We start from the raw sequence: 18,046 nt of genomic DNA on the forward strand, positions 1-18,046 counted from the left end.
TTCCACTGCCTTGTCATTTAATTTAAAATCATGGAACTTTCAATGAATATTATTGTTCTGATATTCAACATAAGGGGGATTGGTTAATTGGTTTGAATTATATAATACGTTATTCAGCCATTTAAAGATTTTTGTAGTGTAATAGGATTTTAAGTAAGAGCAATATCTTTATTAACTAAAAAATAAAAGCTATGAAAAACAACTTACTACTACTGCTGCTTATGGCAGTATTGATGCCGTACATTGCGTACGCACAGAAAGACACAAGAGAAGTAAATTCTCAAATCGTATATGACACACCTCTGCATGGACCTCAGCATTCTGTAGCGGTTAATTACGATAAAGCGAAGGTGGAAGAAATCACCGCCCAAATCAGTGCAGCAAGAATTAACGGCAATGTTGAAAAAGCTACGCAGCTGCAAAACGAACTTGAAAGAGTTACAGAAAGCAAATCAACATCAGCACCTCTCACAAACAATGCAGGATTAACAAGCATAGTTTGCAACGAACCAGTTTCACCAGGAGATTACAATCTTACAATCATTAACGGGTTAGATGCTAACTGGGCATGTGCAACCTCAACCGACAGAGTCACAGGCAGGTTATATGTAGTATCTGCAAAATATTCAGTTTCTGTTTCAGCATCTGATACTTTAAAAGTTTTTACATCATCAAACGCAGGAATAACCTGGACATTGATAAACAGGATTCAGAGTTCCGTAGCTTATAAATGGAGAAACGATGAACTTGATATAGAGGCGGTAAATAAAGGCGATACGTCCTATGTTTTTGCAGTTGTAGGATACACCAACGCAGGAGTGCACAATTCTGTACTGATTAGATTAAACAGTATTGGTTCAGGATTTTTTGCAAGTAATCTTTACACTGCTGCAGCAGGTAACAGTTTCATTTATCCAAGAATAACGAGCGATAACGGAAAATATACAAACCTCTCATATGTTTACGTTATTTGCACACAAGATACGTTGCTGGCTTCGGGTCATACAGTACGCGATAAATTTGCAGTTATAACAAATCCGTTTGCTGTTACACCGGCCTTAACATACAGGAATAATGGTCTCAGTGGAAGCTATGCGTGGTCTTACACCGAAGTACCTGATACAACGATGCAGTACAACGATATTGCATATTCAGACTCGGCGAATACCGACTTTATTGTAACTGTTTCAAATTTTTACCGTACAGCAGGATTTAACAATTTATACTTGTCATATTCTTCAAATTACGGCACTACTGCTCCGACAAATACACCACAAATTGCAGAGACGAAAGTTAATTTGAAGCCAAGAATAGCGAGTACTCAACTCGATGCAGGCGGCGCACAATATATGATGATTGGCTTAACAAGACAATGGTCAGCGACCGATTGGGATCCCTATTATCAAAGAACTTCAAATAATGGCACAACATGGTCCGGCGGTTATGTGAGTTCAACGACTGATTCTACTTTATACACAGATGTAGTTTCAATTCCAAGAGTTCCGAATACATTCAGGTTTGCATATCAGGTAACAGTGGGTGGTACAGGTGCCCTTTGGACACGTTCATTTAATGCAGGTACATTCGTAGCTTCATTTAACCTTGCGACCGGGATGTCAACAAATTACGCACCAGTAAGAGCCGGATACAGATACGATGCCTCAGATTCATGCTTCACTCTTGGGCAGGGATATCCATCATCGGTCGGTTTGTTTGCATACACAGGATGCACGGGTACATTAACAGGAATCGGTAATATCGAAATTCCCGTTAAGTATAATTTGTCACAAAATTATCCTAATCCATTTAATCCAACTACGAAGATAAATTATTCAATACCCGTAACAGGATACGTAAGTCTGAATGTATATGACATGACCGGTAAACTTGTATCAAAATTAGTGAATGAAAACAAAAACGCAGGGAATTACATTGTTGATTTCAGCGGTGCAAATCTTTCCAGCGGAACATATTTCTGTAAAATGGAATCAGGTTCATTCAACAATGTAATAAAACTAATGCTCATTAAATAATTCTTATTAATGAATATCTAAAAAGGGCGGAATAAAATTCCGCCTTTTTTATTCTCTCACTTTTATTTTTCCATCCGTTTCTCATTTCCTCTTATACCTGCTTTTCATACTCGGTTCTCTTTATGTCAGCTATTGTTGATTCCGGGGGTAAATAATTTTTGCATTAACTGTTTTTTATTTATGTTAATCTTAGAGCGTTCAGGGAATGATATTCATCTCACTCGTATGATTCAAGCGCGGTAATTGTTTATCTCAAATAAGACTTGAGATACAGAAAGAGCCAATATATTTATGATAATTATTGAAACAAAATTATTTTTAATTCAATATTGACATTAATGAATACAATCAGTAATTTGTTACACCTGATTAATAATTTTGCTTTTGCAGGAGACTCAAATAATCTGCAAATGGGTTTTCAGGTACAGGGGGAATTAAAGAATATAGTAATTTATATTTATTTAATTCAAAAAAAGGGAAAAACAATGAAATCAAAAATCTTACTACTCGCTTTACTGGCGCTTATGGGTTTCGCGTCAGTAACTTCAGCTCAGCCATGGACGCTTTATCAGACAGGTGTTCCTTATTCATTATTCGGAGTTGATTTTGCATATCCTCCTTACGAAAATATAGGTGTTGCAGTAGGGCAGGGCGGCACAGTCTTAAAAACAACGGATAACGGTGAAGAATGGATTTTAACTTATTCTAATATAGACATCTGGATGAACGATGTTCAGTTTGATCCCCATGCACCGGGATTAGTCTGGGCGGCTGGTATGGGTGGTGTCATTCTCAGGTCATTTGACTTCGGAAGTACATGGGAAGTCGTTAGACCATTCAGTACACCCGACCATACAATACGTGGTATAGGCGTTAAAATCGGAGCCCCGGGATATGCGTCATTCGTGGGGTATGCAGGAACTTTCTTTGAAACATTCAACGGAGGTTTTTCATTCGTACAGAGGTTTGACATTCCGTTCACAATGCATTCAATTGCTTATTCACCAAATTTTACTTTTGACGGAAGGGGAATTATTTGCGGTACAGACGGCAAGGTCTGGAATACTACCAACTTTGGATCAAACTGGGTTGCAAGAAATACGAACCGTTATGATTATCTTAACGACGTAGTTTTTCTTAACGATGTTGAAGCTATGATTTGCGGAAACAACGGTACCATTCTACGATCAACTAACTGGGGCAAGACCTGGACCGTCAATACTCAGTATCTCACAAGCGAGCATCTTCGTTCAATTGATTATTACGGTCCGAAAGTCACTGTTTGCGGTGATAATGGCAAGATAATGACTTCAAGTGACTTTGGGTTCTTTTTTGTTGACCAGCTGAACGCTGAGAACAGAAATTTATACGGTGTCGCTTTAAAAGGATTTAACGTTGGTGTAGCCGTCGGTGAGATCGGTTCTGCTGCTTACGGTGCGTTATTTTTTACAGCTGCTAATGGTGTTGTCGGAATCACGCAGAATGGAAGCGAAGTCCCATCTGTTTATTCTCTAAGCCAGAATTTTCCGAACCCGTTTAATCCAGTGACAAAAATTAATTTTGCTTTACCGAAACAGGGTCATGTTACTTTAAAAGTATATGATATGCTCGGAAAGGAAGTAAGTACACTCGTGAATGAAGTTAAATCCGCAGGAAATTATACTGTTGACTTCAACGGGTCAAAGTTGACAAGCGGTGTTTATTTCTATAAAATTCAATCGAATCAGTTCACTGATATTAAAAAAATGACACTCATAAAATAATAAAAGAAATTTCCGGTTTCATAAAGGCGTTCATTATGGACGCCTTTTTTATTTTATACTTGTTTTAAAAAAAGAAATGTACTTAGAGCAGGAAGAGTTTATGATAGATATTATCACTCGAATCTGTGAGTTATATTTTGTATATTTACATTCTATTCAGAAAAAATCCTTTGAAAATAAATAGGTATTTTTATTAATAATTAAATTATAATCTTATGAACACAAAACAATTTATTGAAATTGAAGAGCAGTACGGTGCGCATAATTACCACCCCCTTGATGTTGTGATTGAAAAAGGTCAGGGTGTTTGGGTTTGGGACGTTGACGGTAATAAATATCTCGATTGTCTTGCAGCCTATTCAGCAGTGAATCAGGGGCATTGCCATCCAAGAATAGTTAATGCTATGAAGGAGCAAGCGGATAAAATAACACTAACTTCACGTGCTTTCAGAAATAACCAGCTTCCTCTGCTATGTAAAGAGCTTTCCGAAATGACGGGATATGAAATGATTCTTCCAATGAACTCAGGAGCTGAGGCTGTTGAAACCGCTTTAAAGGCAGTGAGGAAATGGGGTTATACTGTAAAGGGCGTTCCTGAAAATCAGGCTGAGATTATAGCCTGTACGAATAACTTCTCGGGCAGAACAATATCAATTATTAGTTTTTCAACTGAAGACCAGTACAGGTTTGGGTTCGGTCCGTTAACCCCCGGATACAAGATTGTTGAATACGGTAATGCAGAAGATTTTGAAAAAGCAATTACGCCGAACACGGTTGCATTCCTCGTAGAACCGATACAGGGTGAGGGCGGAGTAATTGTACCTCCTGACGGTTATCTGAAAAAGACTTTTGAACTTTGCAAGAAGAATAATATACTTTTTATTGCCGATGAAATACAATCGGGACTTGGCAGAAGCGGTAAGCTTTTCGCCTATGAATACGACGGTATTAAACCAGATATGGTTACGATCGGCAAAGCTCTTTCTGGCGGATGCTATCCTGTTTCAGCAGTGCTCTCATCAAGGGAAATTCTCGGTGTGTTTAAACCTGGTGACCACGGTTCAACGTTCGGGGGAAATCCTCTCGGATGTGCAGTCGCAAGGGAAAGCCTGAAGGTTCTCGTAGAAGAAGGATTGATTGAAAAGTCGCATGAACTTGGCGATTATTTCAGGGATAAACTTAAAGCACTGAATTCAAAACACGTGAAAGAAATTCGCGGCAAAGGTTTGTTTATCGGTGTTGAACTTAAACCGGAAGCCGGTGGTGCAAGAAAATACTGCGAAGGTCTGAAGAATCTCGGCGTACTCTGCAAAGAAACCCATGAAAACGTTATCAGATTTGCACCTCCTCTTGTCATAAAGAAAGAGGAAATCGACTGGGCAGTAGAGCAGGTGAAAAAGGTTCTTGTTTAGTCGAAAGATGTCGGTTATCAGTTGATGGTTGATAGTTGCCCGTTACTGATAACTGACAACAATTTCTGCCAACTGTTTTCATTGACTTTAATTTTAAATAATGTTAATTTACATGTTTTATAGAATAACCGATGAAAGAAACGATAAGAAAATCTGTTAGAATAACGAAATATGCCACGAGGGGCGAAAATCCCAACAACTGGTATGTAGTTGATGCCGATGGTAAAGTCCTCGGACGTCTTGCAAGTGAAGTTGCAAAAAGAATTAGAGGGAAGTACAATCCTCAATACACCCCCAATGCTGATTTAGGCGACTGGGTTGTAGTTATTAATGCCGATAAGGTGAAGATAACGGGCAAAAGAGCAGAATTAAAGGACTACAAAACTCACTCAAGGTATCCAGGTGGTCAGAAAATCAAAACATATAAAGAGATGCTTGCCAAGACTCCCGAAAAGGTAATTGAGCTGGCAGTGAAAAGAATGCTTCCAAAAACAAAACTCGGAGACGCTCTTTTCCACAAACTGAAAGTTTACAAAGGCAGTGAACATCCGCATTCGGCACAGAAACCTATTGCTTTAAACATTTAAACCGAAATTTGAAAATTTAATTATTTGATGGCTACAAGTACACCAATAAAAGTAGGAAGAAGAAAGACTGCAGTTGCAAGAGTTCATCTTGCATCGGGCACAGGAAAAGTTACTATTAACGGCAAGGATGCAATAGTATTCCTCAAGAGTGAAGGTCACTTAAAGGATATAATGCAGCCTTTTACTGTCACCGGAACCGAAGGTACATACGACTTAAAAGTTAACGTAAACGGAGGCGGTTTCAGAGGTCAGATTGATGCGATTAAACTTGGTATTGCTCGATCATTAGTAGAGATAAATGAAGAGTTAAAGCCAACCTTGAGAAAAGGCGGTTTTATGACGAGAGACCCAAGAATGGTAGAAAGAAAGAAATACGGAAGACCAAAAGCAAGAAAGAGATTCCAGTTCTCGAAGAGATAAGATTTTAAATTTTTTATAAACCAATTAAAAATACATATTCTCTGATTTCAAAACACCCGTGTTCCATTAAATGGAATGTGTCAAGAAAAATGATGAGAATAGAAGATTAACAAAAGCCAACTTTTTCATCCTCCGGGATGATGCATTTCATACATAAGCGTAAGCTTATCGCAAAATGTCCGTGGCTTTATTAATAGGAGAAATTACACATGTCAAGAGTACAAATCGAAGATTTGTTATTAGCAGGGTCACATTTCGGACACCTTACAAGAAGATGGAATCCTAAGATGAGAAAATACATCTTCATGGAAAGAAACGGTATTCATATTATTGATTTGAAGAAAACCGTTGACCTAATCGATGATGCCTGCAATGCTGTAGCGAGAATTTCTGCGGAAGGAAAAAGAGTTCTTTTTGTAGGGACCAAAAAGCAAGCAAAGGCAATAATTAAAGAACAGGCTGAAAGATGCGAATCTTTCTACGTATCCGAAAGATGGCTCGGTGGTATGCTAACAAACTTTAACACCGTCAGAAAGAGCATCAAGAAGCTTACTACACTTCAGAAGATGGAAAAGGACGGAACGCTCGATAAGTTCGTTAAGAAGGAAAGATTAATTATGATGCGCGACAAGGAAAAGCTTGAAAAAGTGCTTAACGGTATATCAGGAATGACAAAACTTCCCGGTGCACTTTTCCTCGTCGATATTAAGAAAGAGCACATTGCTATTGATGAAGCGAGAAAGCTAAACATCCCTATCTATGCAATTGTAGACACAAACTGCGACCCAGAATTAATCGATTATCCGATTCCAGCGAATGATGACGCAGTGAAATCAATCGAGATTATCACAAGGGCGTTTGCAGAAGCTGTAATCGAAGGCGTTCAGGTAGCTAAGACGAGAAAAGAAGACGAGACTGAAGAGATGAAAGAAAAACAGGAAAAAGCATAATTGCTTTTCCATAATTGAAATCTAAACAAGATAAAGCAAAAAGAAGGATTAAAATTATATGGCAGTAACAATTGAATTAATAAAGGATTTAAGAGAAAAATCAGGAGCCGGAATGGCAGATTGCAAGAAAGCTCTTGAAGAAACAAACGGTGATATCCCAAAAGCGATTGAGTACCTCAGAAAAAAAGGTGCCGCAATGGCAACAAAGAGAGCTGACAAGATTGCAAAAGAAGGTGCAGTAAAATCGCAAATTAGTGAAGATAAGTCAAAAGGTGTTATCATTGAAGTTAACTGCGAGACTGATTTTGTTTCAAAGGGAGAAGGTTTCCAGAATTTCGCACAGGGAATTGCAAACACGGCATTGGCAAGCAGCAGCAATGATGCAGCTCACCTGCTTTCTGTAAAAGGAGATAACGGTCTGACAGTACAGGAAACGATTGACAGTATGATGGGAAGTGTTGGAGAAAAGATTGAACTGAAAAGAGTCAGGTTTATCTCTGTTGAAGGCGGATTTGTTTCTACGTATATTCACTTCGGCAGCAAAGTAGGTGCAATTATAGGAATGAAAGGAAAATATACCGAAGAAGCGAATGAAATAGGCCAAAAAATGGCAATGCAGATTGTTGCGATGACACCTATTAACGTAAGAAGGGACGAAGTCTCAGCTGAGATTATCGAGAAAGAACTCGAGATATATCAGCAGCAGGCAAGAAACGAAAAGAAACCTGAAAACATTATAGAGAAGATTACGATGAACAGGCTTGAGAAATTCTTTCAGGAAAACTGTCTACTTGAGCAGGAATTCATTCAGGATTCAAGCAAGTCGGTAGGCGACCTTTTGAAGGATTACTCGAAAGCAACGGACGAGCCGCTTGATGTGACAGAAATGGCAAGATTCCAGTTAGGATAAACCATAAAATTAATTCATTATGCCGATAAAGTATAAAAGAATTTTGCTGAAACTTTCGGGAGAATCTTTAATGGGCTCCGAAAGTTTTGGCATTGATTCAAAGGTAGTCGATCACATCGCGAATGAAGTAGCGGATGTTCAAAAAATGAAGATAGGGCTCGGGATTGTAATCGGCGGTGGTAATATTTACAGGGGGCTTTCGGCTTCACAGCAGGGAGTTGACAGAGTTACAGGAGACACTATGGGAATGCTTGCGACGCTGATTAATTCTCTCGCATTGCAGAATGCACTTGAAAAAAGAGGTATTTATACACGCGTGCAATCTGCAATAAAAATGGACGAGATAGCAGAGCCTTTAATCATAAGGAGAGCAATCAGGCATATCGAGAAGAAAAGAGTCGTAATATTTGCAGCCGGCACGGGCGAACCATATTTTACGACTGATACTGCAGCAGCACTCAGAGCGATTGAGATGAGGGCTGACGTGATAATTAAAGGAACGAGAGTTGACGGTGTTTATGATTCTGACCCCGAAAAGAACAAAAATGCAAAGATGTACAGGAAATTAAAATACAGTGAAGTTCTGGATAAAGACCTAAGAGTGATGGATCTAACTGCGATTACTCTTTGCAGAGAGAACAATCTTCCGATTCTTGTTTTCAACATGAACAAGAAAGGTAACCTTAAAGCATTACTTTCCGGGAAGAATATCGGAACATTAATTTCATAATTTAATATATTTTATGATTAAAGATATTTTAAAAGTTACTAAAGAAAGGATGTTAAAAGCTGTCGAGCATTTGACGTCTGAGTTTGTAAAGGTTAGAACAGGCAAGGCTTCCGTTGGACTGCTTGAAGGCGTGAGAGTTGATTATTACGGTACTCCTACACCTTTAAATCAGGTTGGTAATCTCAGCACTCCCGATTTTCATACAATTAACATTCAGCCCTGGGACAAGACGGTTATTCCAATTATCGAGAAGGCAATCCTGAACGCAAATCTCGGATTGAACCCCTCGAGCGATGGTACCATAATCAGGATACCGATTCCTCCGTTAAACGAAGAAAGAAGAAAAGAACTCGTGAAACATGTGAAGAAACTTGCGGAAGAAGCAAAGGTTTCTATCAGAAACATCAGAAGAGATGAAATAGAAAAGCTAAAGAAAACAGAAAAAGAGGAACATATATCCGAGGATGACCGTAAACACAGTGAAATCGAGGTGCAGAAGCTGACGGATAATTCCATAAAAGAAATTGACGCTTTAGTACAGAAGAAAGAAAAAGAAATAATGGAAGTCTAATATCTTCCGAAGATATGACCGCATTCTGGTTTATCGTTTACAATATTGTTTTTCTGCCTTTGATTTGGACAGGATTCAGGTTCCTATCTTTGTTCAATCCAAAGATAAGGGAAGGTTTCAAAGGCAGGAAATACATTTTCCGCGAAATTGAAAACTGGAAGTTAGACTCATCAGCTAAAAGAATTATATTCCACTCATCCTCGCTCGGCGAGTTCCAGCAGGCAATTCCTATTATAGATGAGCTTCAGAAAAAGGGTTACGAAATAATAGCAACCTTTTTCTCTCCTTCAGGCTACAAAAACTCAATAAATTTGCTGCCTGAGGTAAAGAAAACATATATTCCTTTTGATTCATATTTTAACGTTAAGAAGTTTATTAATGCTATTAATCCTGAGATGATTATACTTATGCGGTATGACCTATGGTTCAATTTTCTTTATTGTGCAAAGATAAATAATATTAAGGTCATTATTGCGAATGCAAGATACGACGAAAAAGACAAGTTCTGGAAACTGCAGTTTGTTAAGTCCATTAAGAAAGCAATGTACGGAATGGTTGATAAAATGTTCGTTATAGACGAATCCGATTATCAAAATTATCTTAGGATGATGAGAGGTTATGATACAAAAGTGATAAAGGCGGGTGATTCAAAGTTCGAGAGAGTTTATGAAGCATCGAAGAATATTAAGATTGAAAATGTAATAGATACTTCTGTAATCAAAGATAAGAAGGTGTTTGTTATAGGAAGCTCATGGAAAGATGACGAAGAAATTATTCTGCCAGTTATTAATAAACTGCCAGAATACGGGGAGAGTTTGCTGACTGTGCTCGTTCCGCATGAACCGAAGGAAACTAAGATACTTGCGATTGAGAGCAACCTAAAAAGTAATTATGAAAACCTGAAATCAATAAGATTATCTCAAATAGAAAATTATTCAGGTGAAAATCTTGTTATAGTTGACAGTGTTGGAAAGCTTATGAGCCTTTACTCTGCTGCGTATATAGCTTACGTAGGCGGAGGATTCAGAACGGGATTGCATAATGTGCTCGAGCCTGCGATATTTAACATACCTGTTTTTTTTGCGAACGAGGTTAAGAATTCAGATGAAGACGAGATACTTGTTGAGAAAGGCTGCGGAATACTGGTAAGCACGAGGGACAGATTTTACAGGGACATACGAAAGCTCTTAACGGACAAGGTATATTATCAAAAGGTAAGTGATTCTTGCAAGCTCGTGTTCAGTGATACGCTCGGGACAACCAGAAAAATAATTGAAAATTTAATCAACTAATATGTTCGATAGAGAAAAGTTTTTAACGGACTCATTAAAGGAAAGCTCGGAAATAAAACTTAAGGTTTTAGAGAGTTGTTACGATGAAATTATGAAAGCCTCAGATTTGATACTTAGTACAATAAAAGCCGGGAACAAGATGATGTTATGCGGGAACGGGGGCAGTGCGGCTGATTCACAGCATCTTGCGACAGAGTTTATGATAAGACTTTCACATGATATTAAGAGGAAGGCAATACCTGCGATTGCTTTGTCAACTGATTCGTCAAACCTTACCGCCGGCGGAAACGATATTGGATTTGAGAATATATTTGCCCGTAACATAGAGGGTATAGGAAGAGAAGGCGACGTACTAATAGGAATATCGACGAGCGGAAATTCAAAGAATATTATTAAAGCGGTACAGATTTCAAAATCAATGGGGATAAAGACTATTTGCCTGCTTGGAAGCGGAGGTGGAAGACTTAAAGATGAATGTGATTTATCTGTAATAGTTCCTTCGAATAATGTTCAAAGAATTCAGGAATCACACATCACTATAGGTCATATACTCTGCGAGATAACTGAAAGAGAACTTTACGGTTAGATTTTAAATATCGGAATGAAATTTAGTAGTTATACGGAATGTATAGATTATTTATTTTCACTTGAACGTGTCGGTATTAAATATGACCTGAATAACATACGTAAACTTTCCAGAGCCTGCGGTAATCCTCATGAAAAGTTTAAGTCAATTCATATAGCAGGGACAAACGGCAAGGGTGCGGTTGCATCTATTATATCATCCGTGTTAACTGAGAGTAAGTATAAAACCGGCCTATACACTTCTCCACATGTTAAAGATTTCAGGGAAAGGATAAGGGTAAACGGCAAAGTTATACCAAAATCTTTCGTCATACAATTTACGGAGAAACACTTCAGTTTAATAGATAAGATAAAACCGAGCTTCTTTGAGGCGACAACTGCAATGGCGTTCAAGTACTTTGCGGACTGCGAAGTTAATTTTGCAGTGATTGAATGCGGATTGGGAGGAAGGCTCGATTCCACGAACATCATAAGACCTGAAATATCCGTAATAACCAGTATCTCAATAGACCATTCCGAATATCTTGGCAATACAATAAAAAGCATCACTAATGAAAAAGCAGGCATAATAAAAAGATATGTTCCATGTGTAACTGGAAATGTTTCAAAATATTCAAAAGCGATTATAAAGAAAATTTGTGAAAATAAGAAATCAGTTTTTGCAGATTCGTCTTTAATTGATTTTTACTTTCAACAATCGAAATCAGGATTTGATGTTTACCTGAAAGAATTCGGGAAGTATTTTAATCTGCCTTTGAGAGGGAAATACCAGATAAACAACTTCAAGACAGTGTTAGCAGTTCTTAATAACCTGAAGCAGAGAAAAGTTATTGATTATTCAGGCATTGAATTAGAAAAAGGGCTTGAAAATATAAGCAGGAACGCGGGTTACGGATACAGGTTCCAGATTGTATCGAAGAAGCCGAAGATAGTGCTTGATGTATCGCATAATGCTGAAGGTCTTAGTAATCTTAAGGAAATTACAAGTGCCCTGAAATACGGAAAACTTTTTGTAGTGTTCGGTATGATGGCTGATAAGGAACTCGGCAAGTGCATAAATGAATTGGAAAAATTAAAAGGATTTATAATATTCACTAAACCGGATTATAAGAGAGCCTGCAACCCTGAGAATTTTGTGAAGTATATGACAGGAAACAGTAAATACATAATCAAAGCTAACGTAAAGGATGCGTTCGAACATGTGAAGCGATTGGCTGATAAAAACGATATTATTCTTGTAACGGGTTCATTTTTTATGGTAAGTGATTTTCTTAAACATTTTAAAAAGTATGATAAAAGCAATAATATTTGACCTTGATAACACGCTTGTGGATTTTATGCTCATGAAAGAGCGGGCTGTTGATGCTGCTGTTCATGCGATGGTAGATTCCGGATTAAGGATGACGCAGTCTGAGGCAAAGGATAAGATAAACGCAATTTACAAAAGGGAAGGTATTGAATATCAGCAAGTGTTTGATGAACTGTTGAAAACAGAATACGGAGAGATTGATTATAAAATAATATCTGCGGGAATAGTAGCGTACAGAACTGCCCGTGAAGCTGCATTAAAGCCATATCCAAAAGTCTTTCCTACGTTAATAGAACTGATTAGGATGGGGATTAAGCTTGCGATAGTTTCGGACGCACCGTCTTCAGAAGCATGGTTAAGATTATCTTACCTGAACTTTCATCATTTGTTTGATGTGATAATTACATATGATGAATCACGCGAGAGAAAGCCTTCTCCCGCACCGTTTAACCTTGCACTCAGCAGGTTAAATCTTAAAGCTGATGAATGTCTTATGATAGGTGACTGGGCAGAGAGGGATGTTGTTGGTGCAAAGTCAGTGGGAATGAAAACAGTTTTTGCAAGATACGGAGATACATTTAATACATTACATCCAGGTTCTGATTATGATATAAATTCTATTGATGAATTAATTAATATTGTTAGAAAGGAGAACTGTATAAATGATTAAAGGAATCGGCACAGATATTATTGATATAAAAAGGATTAAATCTGTAATAGAGAAATTCGGGGAAAAGTTTTACGAAAAGATTTTAACCGAAAAAGAAATTGAATACTGCAAGTCTTTTAAAGCAAAGCCCGAGCCGCATTTCGCGGGCAGGTTCGCCTCAAAAGAAGCATATTCAAAGGCGCTCGGGACCGGGATTTCAAAAGATTTTAAGTGGAAAGATATTGAGATATTAAACGATGCAAGAGGGAAACCGTACATAAACCATGTTACACAGAACGAATATTCAAATCAAAAATTTAATGTAAGCATATCACACACTGACGAATACGCCAGTGCAGTGGTTATCTGGGAGGAGTAAAATGAATACAGGACCTTCAAAAGAGCAGATAGACCAGTTTTACAGAACGAGCAGAAAATATTTTGACGAACTTGCAAAGCAGTATTATGAAAAAGACAGAGATTTTTACACTAAATACTTTGCACCTTACTATTCCAATCCTTTATTAGCAGCAAGAAGGAAAACATCTTCGGGGAAAATTGTTGTTGTAGTCAGCATAGTATCGTTTTTAGTTCTAATAGCAGGGATAGGATTTATATTCCTTACCATTGAAAGCAGTGAGAAAAAGAAAGAGAAAGAAGTAAATAAATACATAGAAGGATTTAAAAAAGACGAATATGATAAAGCGCGATCGCTGATAGACTCGTTAGCGGATATAGATACAAATATTGAAAGAATGCTTAGACCTTTAATTCCCAATGATAAAAATGATGACGGGAGCAGTAAAAGCTCTAAAGATAAGGGAAGGAAGCCACAGTAGGTTTTATTAAGTGCTTAGCTATAAAACCTTGAAGCGCTAAAAACACCTTTATGACTGTTTATTTTCTCAATAACTGAATTCAACTGCTTAAGGTTTTCAATTTCAATTATCATCGTCCCCTCAAACATTGAGCTCTTAGTAAATATATTAATACTTTTAATATTAAGTTTGAAGTTTTTGGCAAGCATTTCAGTAATTTCGTTCAGGATACCCGGTTTATCTTCGCCGATTATTTTAATGCCGCCGACAAACTCGGTACCTTTAGTTTCGCCCCAGTTTATTTCAACGATTCTTTCGGGCTCGAGGAGGAAAAGATTAATAATATTATTGCAGTTCTTTCTGTGTATCTTTATTCCCTCAGTCTGAGTAACGAATCCTATTACATCGTCGCCGGGTATGGGATTGCAGCATTTTGCAAAGTCGTATTTAATTCCCTGTATAGAATTACTTCCTTTAGAGCCGAGAGAAATATTCTTGCTCGTATCCTGAGCCTGCTTTCTGAACCTATCAATGCTTTCAAGACCTTTTGCCTCTGCTGCTGCACTGCTCAAAGCAACTGATTCAGCTTCAATTTGCTGGAGTTTGCTTTTATCTTCTATATATTCGATGACTTCATCGGCTTTATTGTTATCTGAGGCAACATTTTGATAGAAAATCTGAAGGTCTTTGTAGTGAAGTTTCTGTAAAACTTCGAGTAGTGCATCATCATTGATATGAAGTTTATTCTTCTTAAGTTTTTTCTCAAACATCTCTTTACCGTCAGAAATTAGTTGTCGCTTCTCCGAATTAAAATACTTTTTTATATCGGAACGGGCTTTATGGGTCACAACAAACTTTTCCCAGTCAAGTTTTGGTTTCTGATTTTTTGAAGTGATAATTTCGATCTGGTTTCCGCTTTTGAGCTGTGTATCGAGAGGCACTATTTTTCCGTTAACTTTAGCTCCGATGCATTTCATGCCGACCTGAGTGTGAATTGCGAAAGCAAAGTCAACGGGTGTGGCACCAGAAGGAAGAATTTTCAACTCGCCTTTTGGTGTGAAACAATATATTTCGTTCTGGTAGAGTTCAAGCTTGAAATTCTCAATAAGCTGTCCTGTTGAGATGTCTTCTTTTGCAGCGTTCTCGAAAGTTTCGCGTATGTTCCTCATCCATTCTTCAATCTTCTTGTCATTAATATTCAGATTTTCCTTATACTTCCAGTGAGCGGCAATACCTTTTTCGGCAACTTCATGCATTTCCTTTGTACGAATCTGGACTTCAACTCTTCTCCCTTCGCTACTCATTACGGTGGTATGAAGCGACATGTATCCGTTTTGCTTTGGAACAGAAATAAAGTTTTTAAACCTTTCCGGAATCGGTGCATAAAGCTGAGAAACAATACCGTAAACAGAAAAGCAGTCATATTTGTTGTTCGAATCGAGAATTACTCTTACTGCAAGCAGGTCATAAATATCGTCGAATCCCTTTTCCAGTTTCTTGAGTTTTTGGTAAATACTGTATATATGCTTAGCTCTCGCATAAATCTCAAACTTATAGTTTTCCTTTATCAGGCTTTCCTTTATAGGTTCAATAAACTTTTTTAGGAATCTTTCACGTTCACGTTTCTTGTCTTTGATGCGGTTTGCAATCTTATCGTATTCTTTTCTGTTCAGGTATTTAAAAGACATATCTTCAAGTTCCGATTTGAGCTTTGAAAGTCCAAACCTGTGAGCGAGGGGAGCGTAAATATCGAGAGTTTCCTGAGCCATCCTGTACTGGCGTTTGTTTGAAAGGAATTCAAGTGTTCTTAGGTTATGGAGTCTATCCGCGAATTTAATTAGCATTACACGAAGGTCAAGCGTCATAGACAGAAGCATCTTTTTGTAAGACTCAATTTGTTTGAGTTCGTAGTTCTCCACGAGTCCTTCTATCTGAGTTGCACCGTCAACAATATCGGCAACTTCTTTACCAAATTCTGCTTCAATATCCTTTATGGTAAATTCTGTATCTTCAATAACATCATGCAGCAATGCAGCGGCAATAGTTATATCATCAATAGGAATTTCTTTTGCAAGGATCAGCGCTACTTCGTATGGATGTGTAATATAAGGTTCTCCCGACTGTCTCTTGTCGTTTTTATGGGCATCGAGAGCGAACCTGAATGCGTTAGAGATTAATTTCTCATTGACTTTCCTTGATGAAAGACTTGTTTTAGCATTTACTAGTAACTCATCGAGTTTCTTTTTATTATAATTGCTAAACATCCTTCAGAAATAAATTTTTTAAACAGTGCCGAACATTCTATCGCCTGCGTCGCCGAGTCCGGGGACAATAAATCCTTTTTCGTTTAATTTCTCATCGATACTGCAAGTATAAATATTAAAACATTTTCTTTCAGTATTTCCGAATCGGTTATCGATTGCTTTTATTGCTTCAGGAGCCATAAGCAGGGAAACGACGCTGATATCTTTAAATCCCATGTTCAGAAGATATTCAAGCGTAAATATAACACTTCCGCCTGTTGCAATCATCGGGTCAAGAACTATAACCTTTGTTTCTTTCTTATCTTTCAGTTTAGGAAACTTGAAATAATATTTTATCGGCTTTAGCGATTCCTCATCGCGGTAAAGACCGATATGGCTGATTTTTATCGATGGAAATAAATCAACGAAACCTCTCGTTAATCCCAATCCGGCTCTAAGAATCGGCAGCAGTACAAGGTTCTGTTTAATCTTATAACCTACAGTTGCTTTCAAAGGAGTAGTGATATTTACCTTTTCAGTTTTTAACTCAGCATAGAAAACTGAAGCAAGAATATAAGACAGAATATCGACTGTTTGTTTAAACTCAAAGCTCTGAGTATTTTTTTCTCTTAAGATTGTCAGATAATGAGAAACAAGAGGGTGTTCAATAACAGCAATATTTTTCATCATTTTACTCAATTTAATTCGACAAGTAAATGTGTTTTCAAAGTTTGTTTCGAGTTAGCCGACTGACCTTGGGCAGAAAGCTTTAAGCCCATATTTATGTTTGTGCTTGTCTCTTTTCTAACGACGCATCCTCTGGTAAGGTCTATGCTTACTGTACCTGAACCGCCTGCTTCATCATTCGTCAGTTTAATAGTCATACCTTGTTGTTTTTCTTCTTTACTCAGGAATTCGATTCCAAGTGATGCAATAATATCAATAATTACATTATTTTCAGTGTTTACGTTATTAAGTTTATATCCCAGAATATTCTTGATTGGAAATACTGAAAGATTTGTCTCCGTATCGAATGTCCAAGAAGAATCTTTATATACATCCTTATCAGGGAATTTCTGGTACTGGTTTTGAATTATAGATTTCAGAGCTTCCGAACCCATTGATTCTTTTATCTTTGCTTTTTCATCAGGTTTTAGAGTATCTCCGAGAGCTTTGAAAATCTTTTCGTGAATCTGTTCAAGTTCAATAACTTCAGATATTTCACCTTTTGGTGAGACTCTGAATTTAAACTCCTGACCAGCCAGAGCGTTATATTGAATAAAATCTATTTTTGCTGAAACAGAATCTTTAATGTTTGAGTTAAATGTCTGTGAAATAGAAGAATCCTTTGCAGTTATTTTTTCGGTTATGATAATACTGTCATATTTCATTTTAAAAGTAATATAACCTGAAGCGCTGACTTCTGCGACCTCCTGAGAGTAATAATAAGTCATCGATTGTTCGCTGGCAACTTCCTCATCTCCCGTACCCGGACTTTTTTCTGTAGAAAACGTTTTAGCGGTCATCTTATAATTAAATTTATCGCCTTGTTTAGGGAAATACTTCAAGGTTACTTTTTGACCGACGTCGTCAGTTTTTACGTATTCGCTTACATTTGATTTTACATCAGGTCTCTGACCATTCTCTTTTTTATCGCATGATGTTAGAGTTAAAATGGAAGAAATAAAGAACAAACTTAAAAATAAAATACTTAATTTTCTCAAAATTTAGGTCTCCTTAATTATTAATATTATGAATAATATACTACTAATAA

18 protein-coding genes are annotated in these 18,046 nt (G+C 37.4%); 15 read left to right on the forward strand and 3 right to left on the reverse strand.

Annotation, left to right across the window (positions count from 1 at the left end; all coding sequences use genetic code 11):
* The first annotated feature begins 191 nt into the window (after positions 1-191).
* From WC644_09420 to WC644_09490, 15 genes are all read left to right on the forward strand, one after another.
* Positions 192-2,033, forward strand: a complete 1,842-nt coding sequence (locus WC644_09420; GenBank protein ID MFA5012154.1) for a T9SS type A sorting domain-containing protein — start codon at positions 192-194, stop codon at positions 2,031-2,033.
* 485 nt (positions 2,034-2,518) lie between these two features.
* Positions 2,519-3,796 carry a T9SS type A sorting domain-containing protein gene (locus WC644_09425; GenBank protein ID MFA5012155.1) on the forward strand — a complete coding sequence of 426 codons (1,278 nt, stop codon included), beginning with the start codon at positions 2,519-2,521 and terminating at the stop codon, positions 3,794-3,796.
* 215 nt (positions 3,797-4,011) lie between these two features.
* Positions 4,012-5,208: an ornithine--oxo-acid transaminase gene (gene rocD / locus WC644_09430; GenBank protein MFA5012156.1), complete on the forward strand. Its 1,197-nt coding sequence runs from the start codon at positions 4,012-4,014 to the stop codon at positions 5,206-5,208.
* Between the two features lie 131 nt (positions 5,209-5,339).
* The gene (rplM, locus tag WC644_09435) at positions 5,340-5,795 is read left to right on the forward strand and encodes a 50S ribosomal protein L13 (GenBank protein ID MFA5012157.1); all 456 of its coding nucleotides are present in this window, start codon (positions 5,340-5,342) and stop codon (positions 5,793-5,795) included.
* Positions 5,796-5,822: 27 nt separating this feature from the next.
* The gene (gene rpsI / locus WC644_09440) at positions 5,823-6,215 is read left to right on the forward strand and encodes a 30S ribosomal protein S9 (GenBank protein MFA5012158.1); all 393 of its coding nucleotides are present in this window, start codon (positions 5,823-5,825) and stop codon (positions 6,213-6,215) included.
* 209 nt (positions 6,216-6,424) lie between these two features.
* Entirely contained in the window at positions 6,425-7,165 is a 741-nt protein-coding gene (gene rpsB, locus WC644_09445; GenBank protein ID MFA5012159.1) for a 30S ribosomal protein S2, read from the forward strand.
* A 58-nt stretch (positions 7,166-7,223) separates the two neighbouring features.
* Entirely contained in the window at positions 7,224-8,075 is an 852-nt protein-coding gene (gene tsf / locus WC644_09450) for a translation elongation factor Ts (GenBank protein MFA5012160.1), read from the forward strand.
* Positions 8,076-8,094: 19 nt separating this feature from the next.
* Positions 8,095-8,805, forward strand: a complete 711-nt coding sequence (gene pyrH, locus WC644_09455) for a UMP kinase (GenBank protein ID MFA5012161.1) — start codon at positions 8,095-8,097, stop codon at positions 8,803-8,805.
* A gap of 13 nt (positions 8,806-8,818) precedes the next feature.
* Complete coding sequence (gene frr / locus WC644_09460; GenBank protein ID MFA5012162.1) at positions 8,819-9,376, forward strand: ribosome recycling factor; 558 nt, start codon at positions 8,819-8,821, stop codon at positions 9,374-9,376.
* 14 nt (positions 9,377-9,390) lie between these two features.
* Positions 9,391-10,668, forward strand: a complete 1,278-nt coding sequence (locus WC644_09465) for a glycosyltransferase N-terminal domain-containing protein (GenBank protein MFA5012163.1) — start codon at positions 9,391-9,393, stop codon at positions 10,666-10,668.
* A 1-nt stretch (position 10,669) separates the two neighbouring features.
* Entirely contained in the window at positions 10,670-11,254 is a 585-nt protein-coding gene (locus WC644_09470) for an SIS domain-containing protein (GenBank protein MFA5012164.1), read from the forward strand.
* Between the two features lie 15 nt (positions 11,255-11,269).
* Positions 11,270-12,565: a folylpolyglutamate synthase/dihydrofolate synthase family protein gene (locus WC644_09475; GenBank protein MFA5012165.1), complete on the forward strand. Its 1,296-nt coding sequence runs from the start codon at positions 11,270-11,272 to the stop codon at positions 12,563-12,565.
* Complete coding sequence (locus tag WC644_09480; GenBank protein MFA5012166.1) at positions 12,543-13,232, forward strand: TIGR02253 family HAD-type hydrolase; 690 nt, start codon at positions 12,543-12,545, stop codon at positions 13,230-13,232. Before WC644_09475 ends, WC644_09480 begins: the two co-directional genes overlap by 23 nt.
* Positions 13,225-13,590, forward strand: a complete 366-nt coding sequence (gene acpS / locus WC644_09485; GenBank protein ID MFA5012167.1) for a holo-ACP synthase — start codon at positions 13,225-13,227, stop codon at positions 13,588-13,590. Before WC644_09480 ends, acpS begins: the two co-directional genes overlap by 8 nt.
* Before the next feature lies 1 nt (position 13,591).
* Positions 13,592-14,050 carry a hypothetical protein gene (locus WC644_09490; GenBank protein MFA5012168.1) on the forward strand — a complete coding sequence of 153 codons (459 nt, stop codon included), beginning with the start codon at positions 13,592-13,594 and terminating at the stop codon, positions 14,048-14,050.
* A gap of 14 nt (positions 14,051-14,064) precedes the next feature.
* Here WC644_09490 and WC644_09495 read toward each other — a convergent pair whose 3' ends face one another.
* Genes WC644_09495 through WC644_09505 form a run of 3 tightly spaced genes read right to left on the reverse strand, consistent with a single transcriptional unit; the run spans position 14,065 to position 17,996 of the window.
* Positions 14,065-16,293, reverse strand: coding sequence for a bifunctional (p)ppGpp synthetase/guanosine-3',5'-bis(diphosphate) 3'-pyrophosphohydrolase (locus WC644_09495; protein ID MFA5012169.1), 2,229 nt, complete (start codon positions 16,291-16,293; stop codon positions 14,065-14,067).
* 18 nt (positions 16,294-16,311) lie between these two features.
* Positions 16,312-16,962: a uracil phosphoribosyltransferase gene (gene upp, locus WC644_09500; GenBank protein ID MFA5012170.1), complete on the reverse strand. Its 651-nt coding sequence runs from the start codon at positions 16,960-16,962 to the stop codon at positions 16,312-16,314.
* A gap of 5 nt (positions 16,963-16,967) precedes the next feature.
* Entirely contained in the window at positions 16,968-17,996 is a 1,029-nt protein-coding gene (locus WC644_09505; GenBank protein MFA5012171.1) for a DUF6263 family protein, read from the reverse strand.
* Between the last annotated feature and the right edge of the window lie 50 nt (positions 17,997-18,046).

This window comes from Ignavibacteria bacterium (genome assembly GCA_041649015.1).
In the GTDB taxonomy this organism is placed as follows: Bacteria; Bacteroidota; Ignavibacteria; order Tepidaquicellales; family Tepidaquicellaceae; genus CAIKZJ01.

Excerpts from the sequence above, each read along its gene's own strand:
- WC644_09420 (MFA5012154.1), top strand. The coding sequence starts at position 192 with ATGAAAAACAACTTACTACTACTGCTGCTTATGGCAGTATTGATGCCG.
- WC644_09425 (MFA5012155.1), top strand. The coding sequence starts at position 2,519 with ATGAAATCAAAAATCTTACTACTCGCTTTACTGGCGCTTATGGGTTTC.
- rocD (MFA5012156.1), top strand. The coding sequence starts at position 4,012 with ATGAACACAAAACAATTTATTGAAATTGAAGAGCAGTACGGTGCGCAT.
- rplM (MFA5012157.1), top strand. The coding sequence starts at position 5,340 with ATGAAAGAAACGATAAGAAAATCTGTTAGAATAACGAAATATGCCACG.
- rpsI (MFA5012158.1), top strand. The coding sequence starts at position 5,823 with ATGGCTACAAGTACACCAATAAAAGTAGGAAGAAGAAAGACTGCAGTT.
- rpsB (MFA5012159.1), top strand. The coding sequence starts at position 6,425 with ATGTCAAGAGTACAAATCGAAGATTTGTTATTAGCAGGGTCACATTTC.
- tsf (MFA5012160.1), top strand. The coding sequence starts at position 7,224 with ATGGCAGTAACAATTGAATTAATAAAGGATTTAAGAGAAAAATCAGGA.
- pyrH (MFA5012161.1), top strand. The coding sequence starts at position 8,095 with ATGCCGATAAAGTATAAAAGAATTTTGCTGAAACTTTCGGGAGAATCT.
- frr (MFA5012162.1), top strand. The coding sequence starts at position 8,819 with ATGATTAAAGATATTTTAAAAGTTACTAAAGAAAGGATGTTAAAAGCT.
- WC644_09465 (MFA5012163.1), top strand. The coding sequence starts at position 9,391 with ATGACCGCATTCTGGTTTATCGTTTACAATATTGTTTTTCTGCCTTTG.
- WC644_09470 (MFA5012164.1), top strand. The coding sequence starts at position 10,670 with ATGTTCGATAGAGAAAAGTTTTTAACGGACTCATTAAAGGAAAGCTCG.
- WC644_09475 (MFA5012165.1), top strand. The coding sequence starts at position 11,270 with ATGAAATTTAGTAGTTATACGGAATGTATAGATTATTTATTTTCACTT.
- WC644_09480 (MFA5012166.1), top strand. The coding sequence starts at position 12,543 with ATGATAAAAGCAATAATATTTGACCTTGATAACACGCTTGTGGATTTT.
- acpS (MFA5012167.1), top strand. The coding sequence starts at position 13,225 with ATGATTAAAGGAATCGGCACAGATATTATTGATATAAAAAGGATTAAA.
- WC644_09490 (MFA5012168.1), top strand. The coding sequence starts at position 13,592 with ATGAATACAGGACCTTCAAAAGAGCAGATAGACCAGTTTTACAGAACG.
- WC644_09495 (MFA5012169.1), bottom strand. The coding sequence starts at position 16,293 with ATGTTTAGCAATTATAATAAAAAGAAACTCGATGAGTTACTAGTAAAT.
- upp (MFA5012170.1), bottom strand. The coding sequence starts at position 16,962 with ATGATGAAAAATATTGCTGTTATTGAACACCCTCTTGTTTCTCATTAT.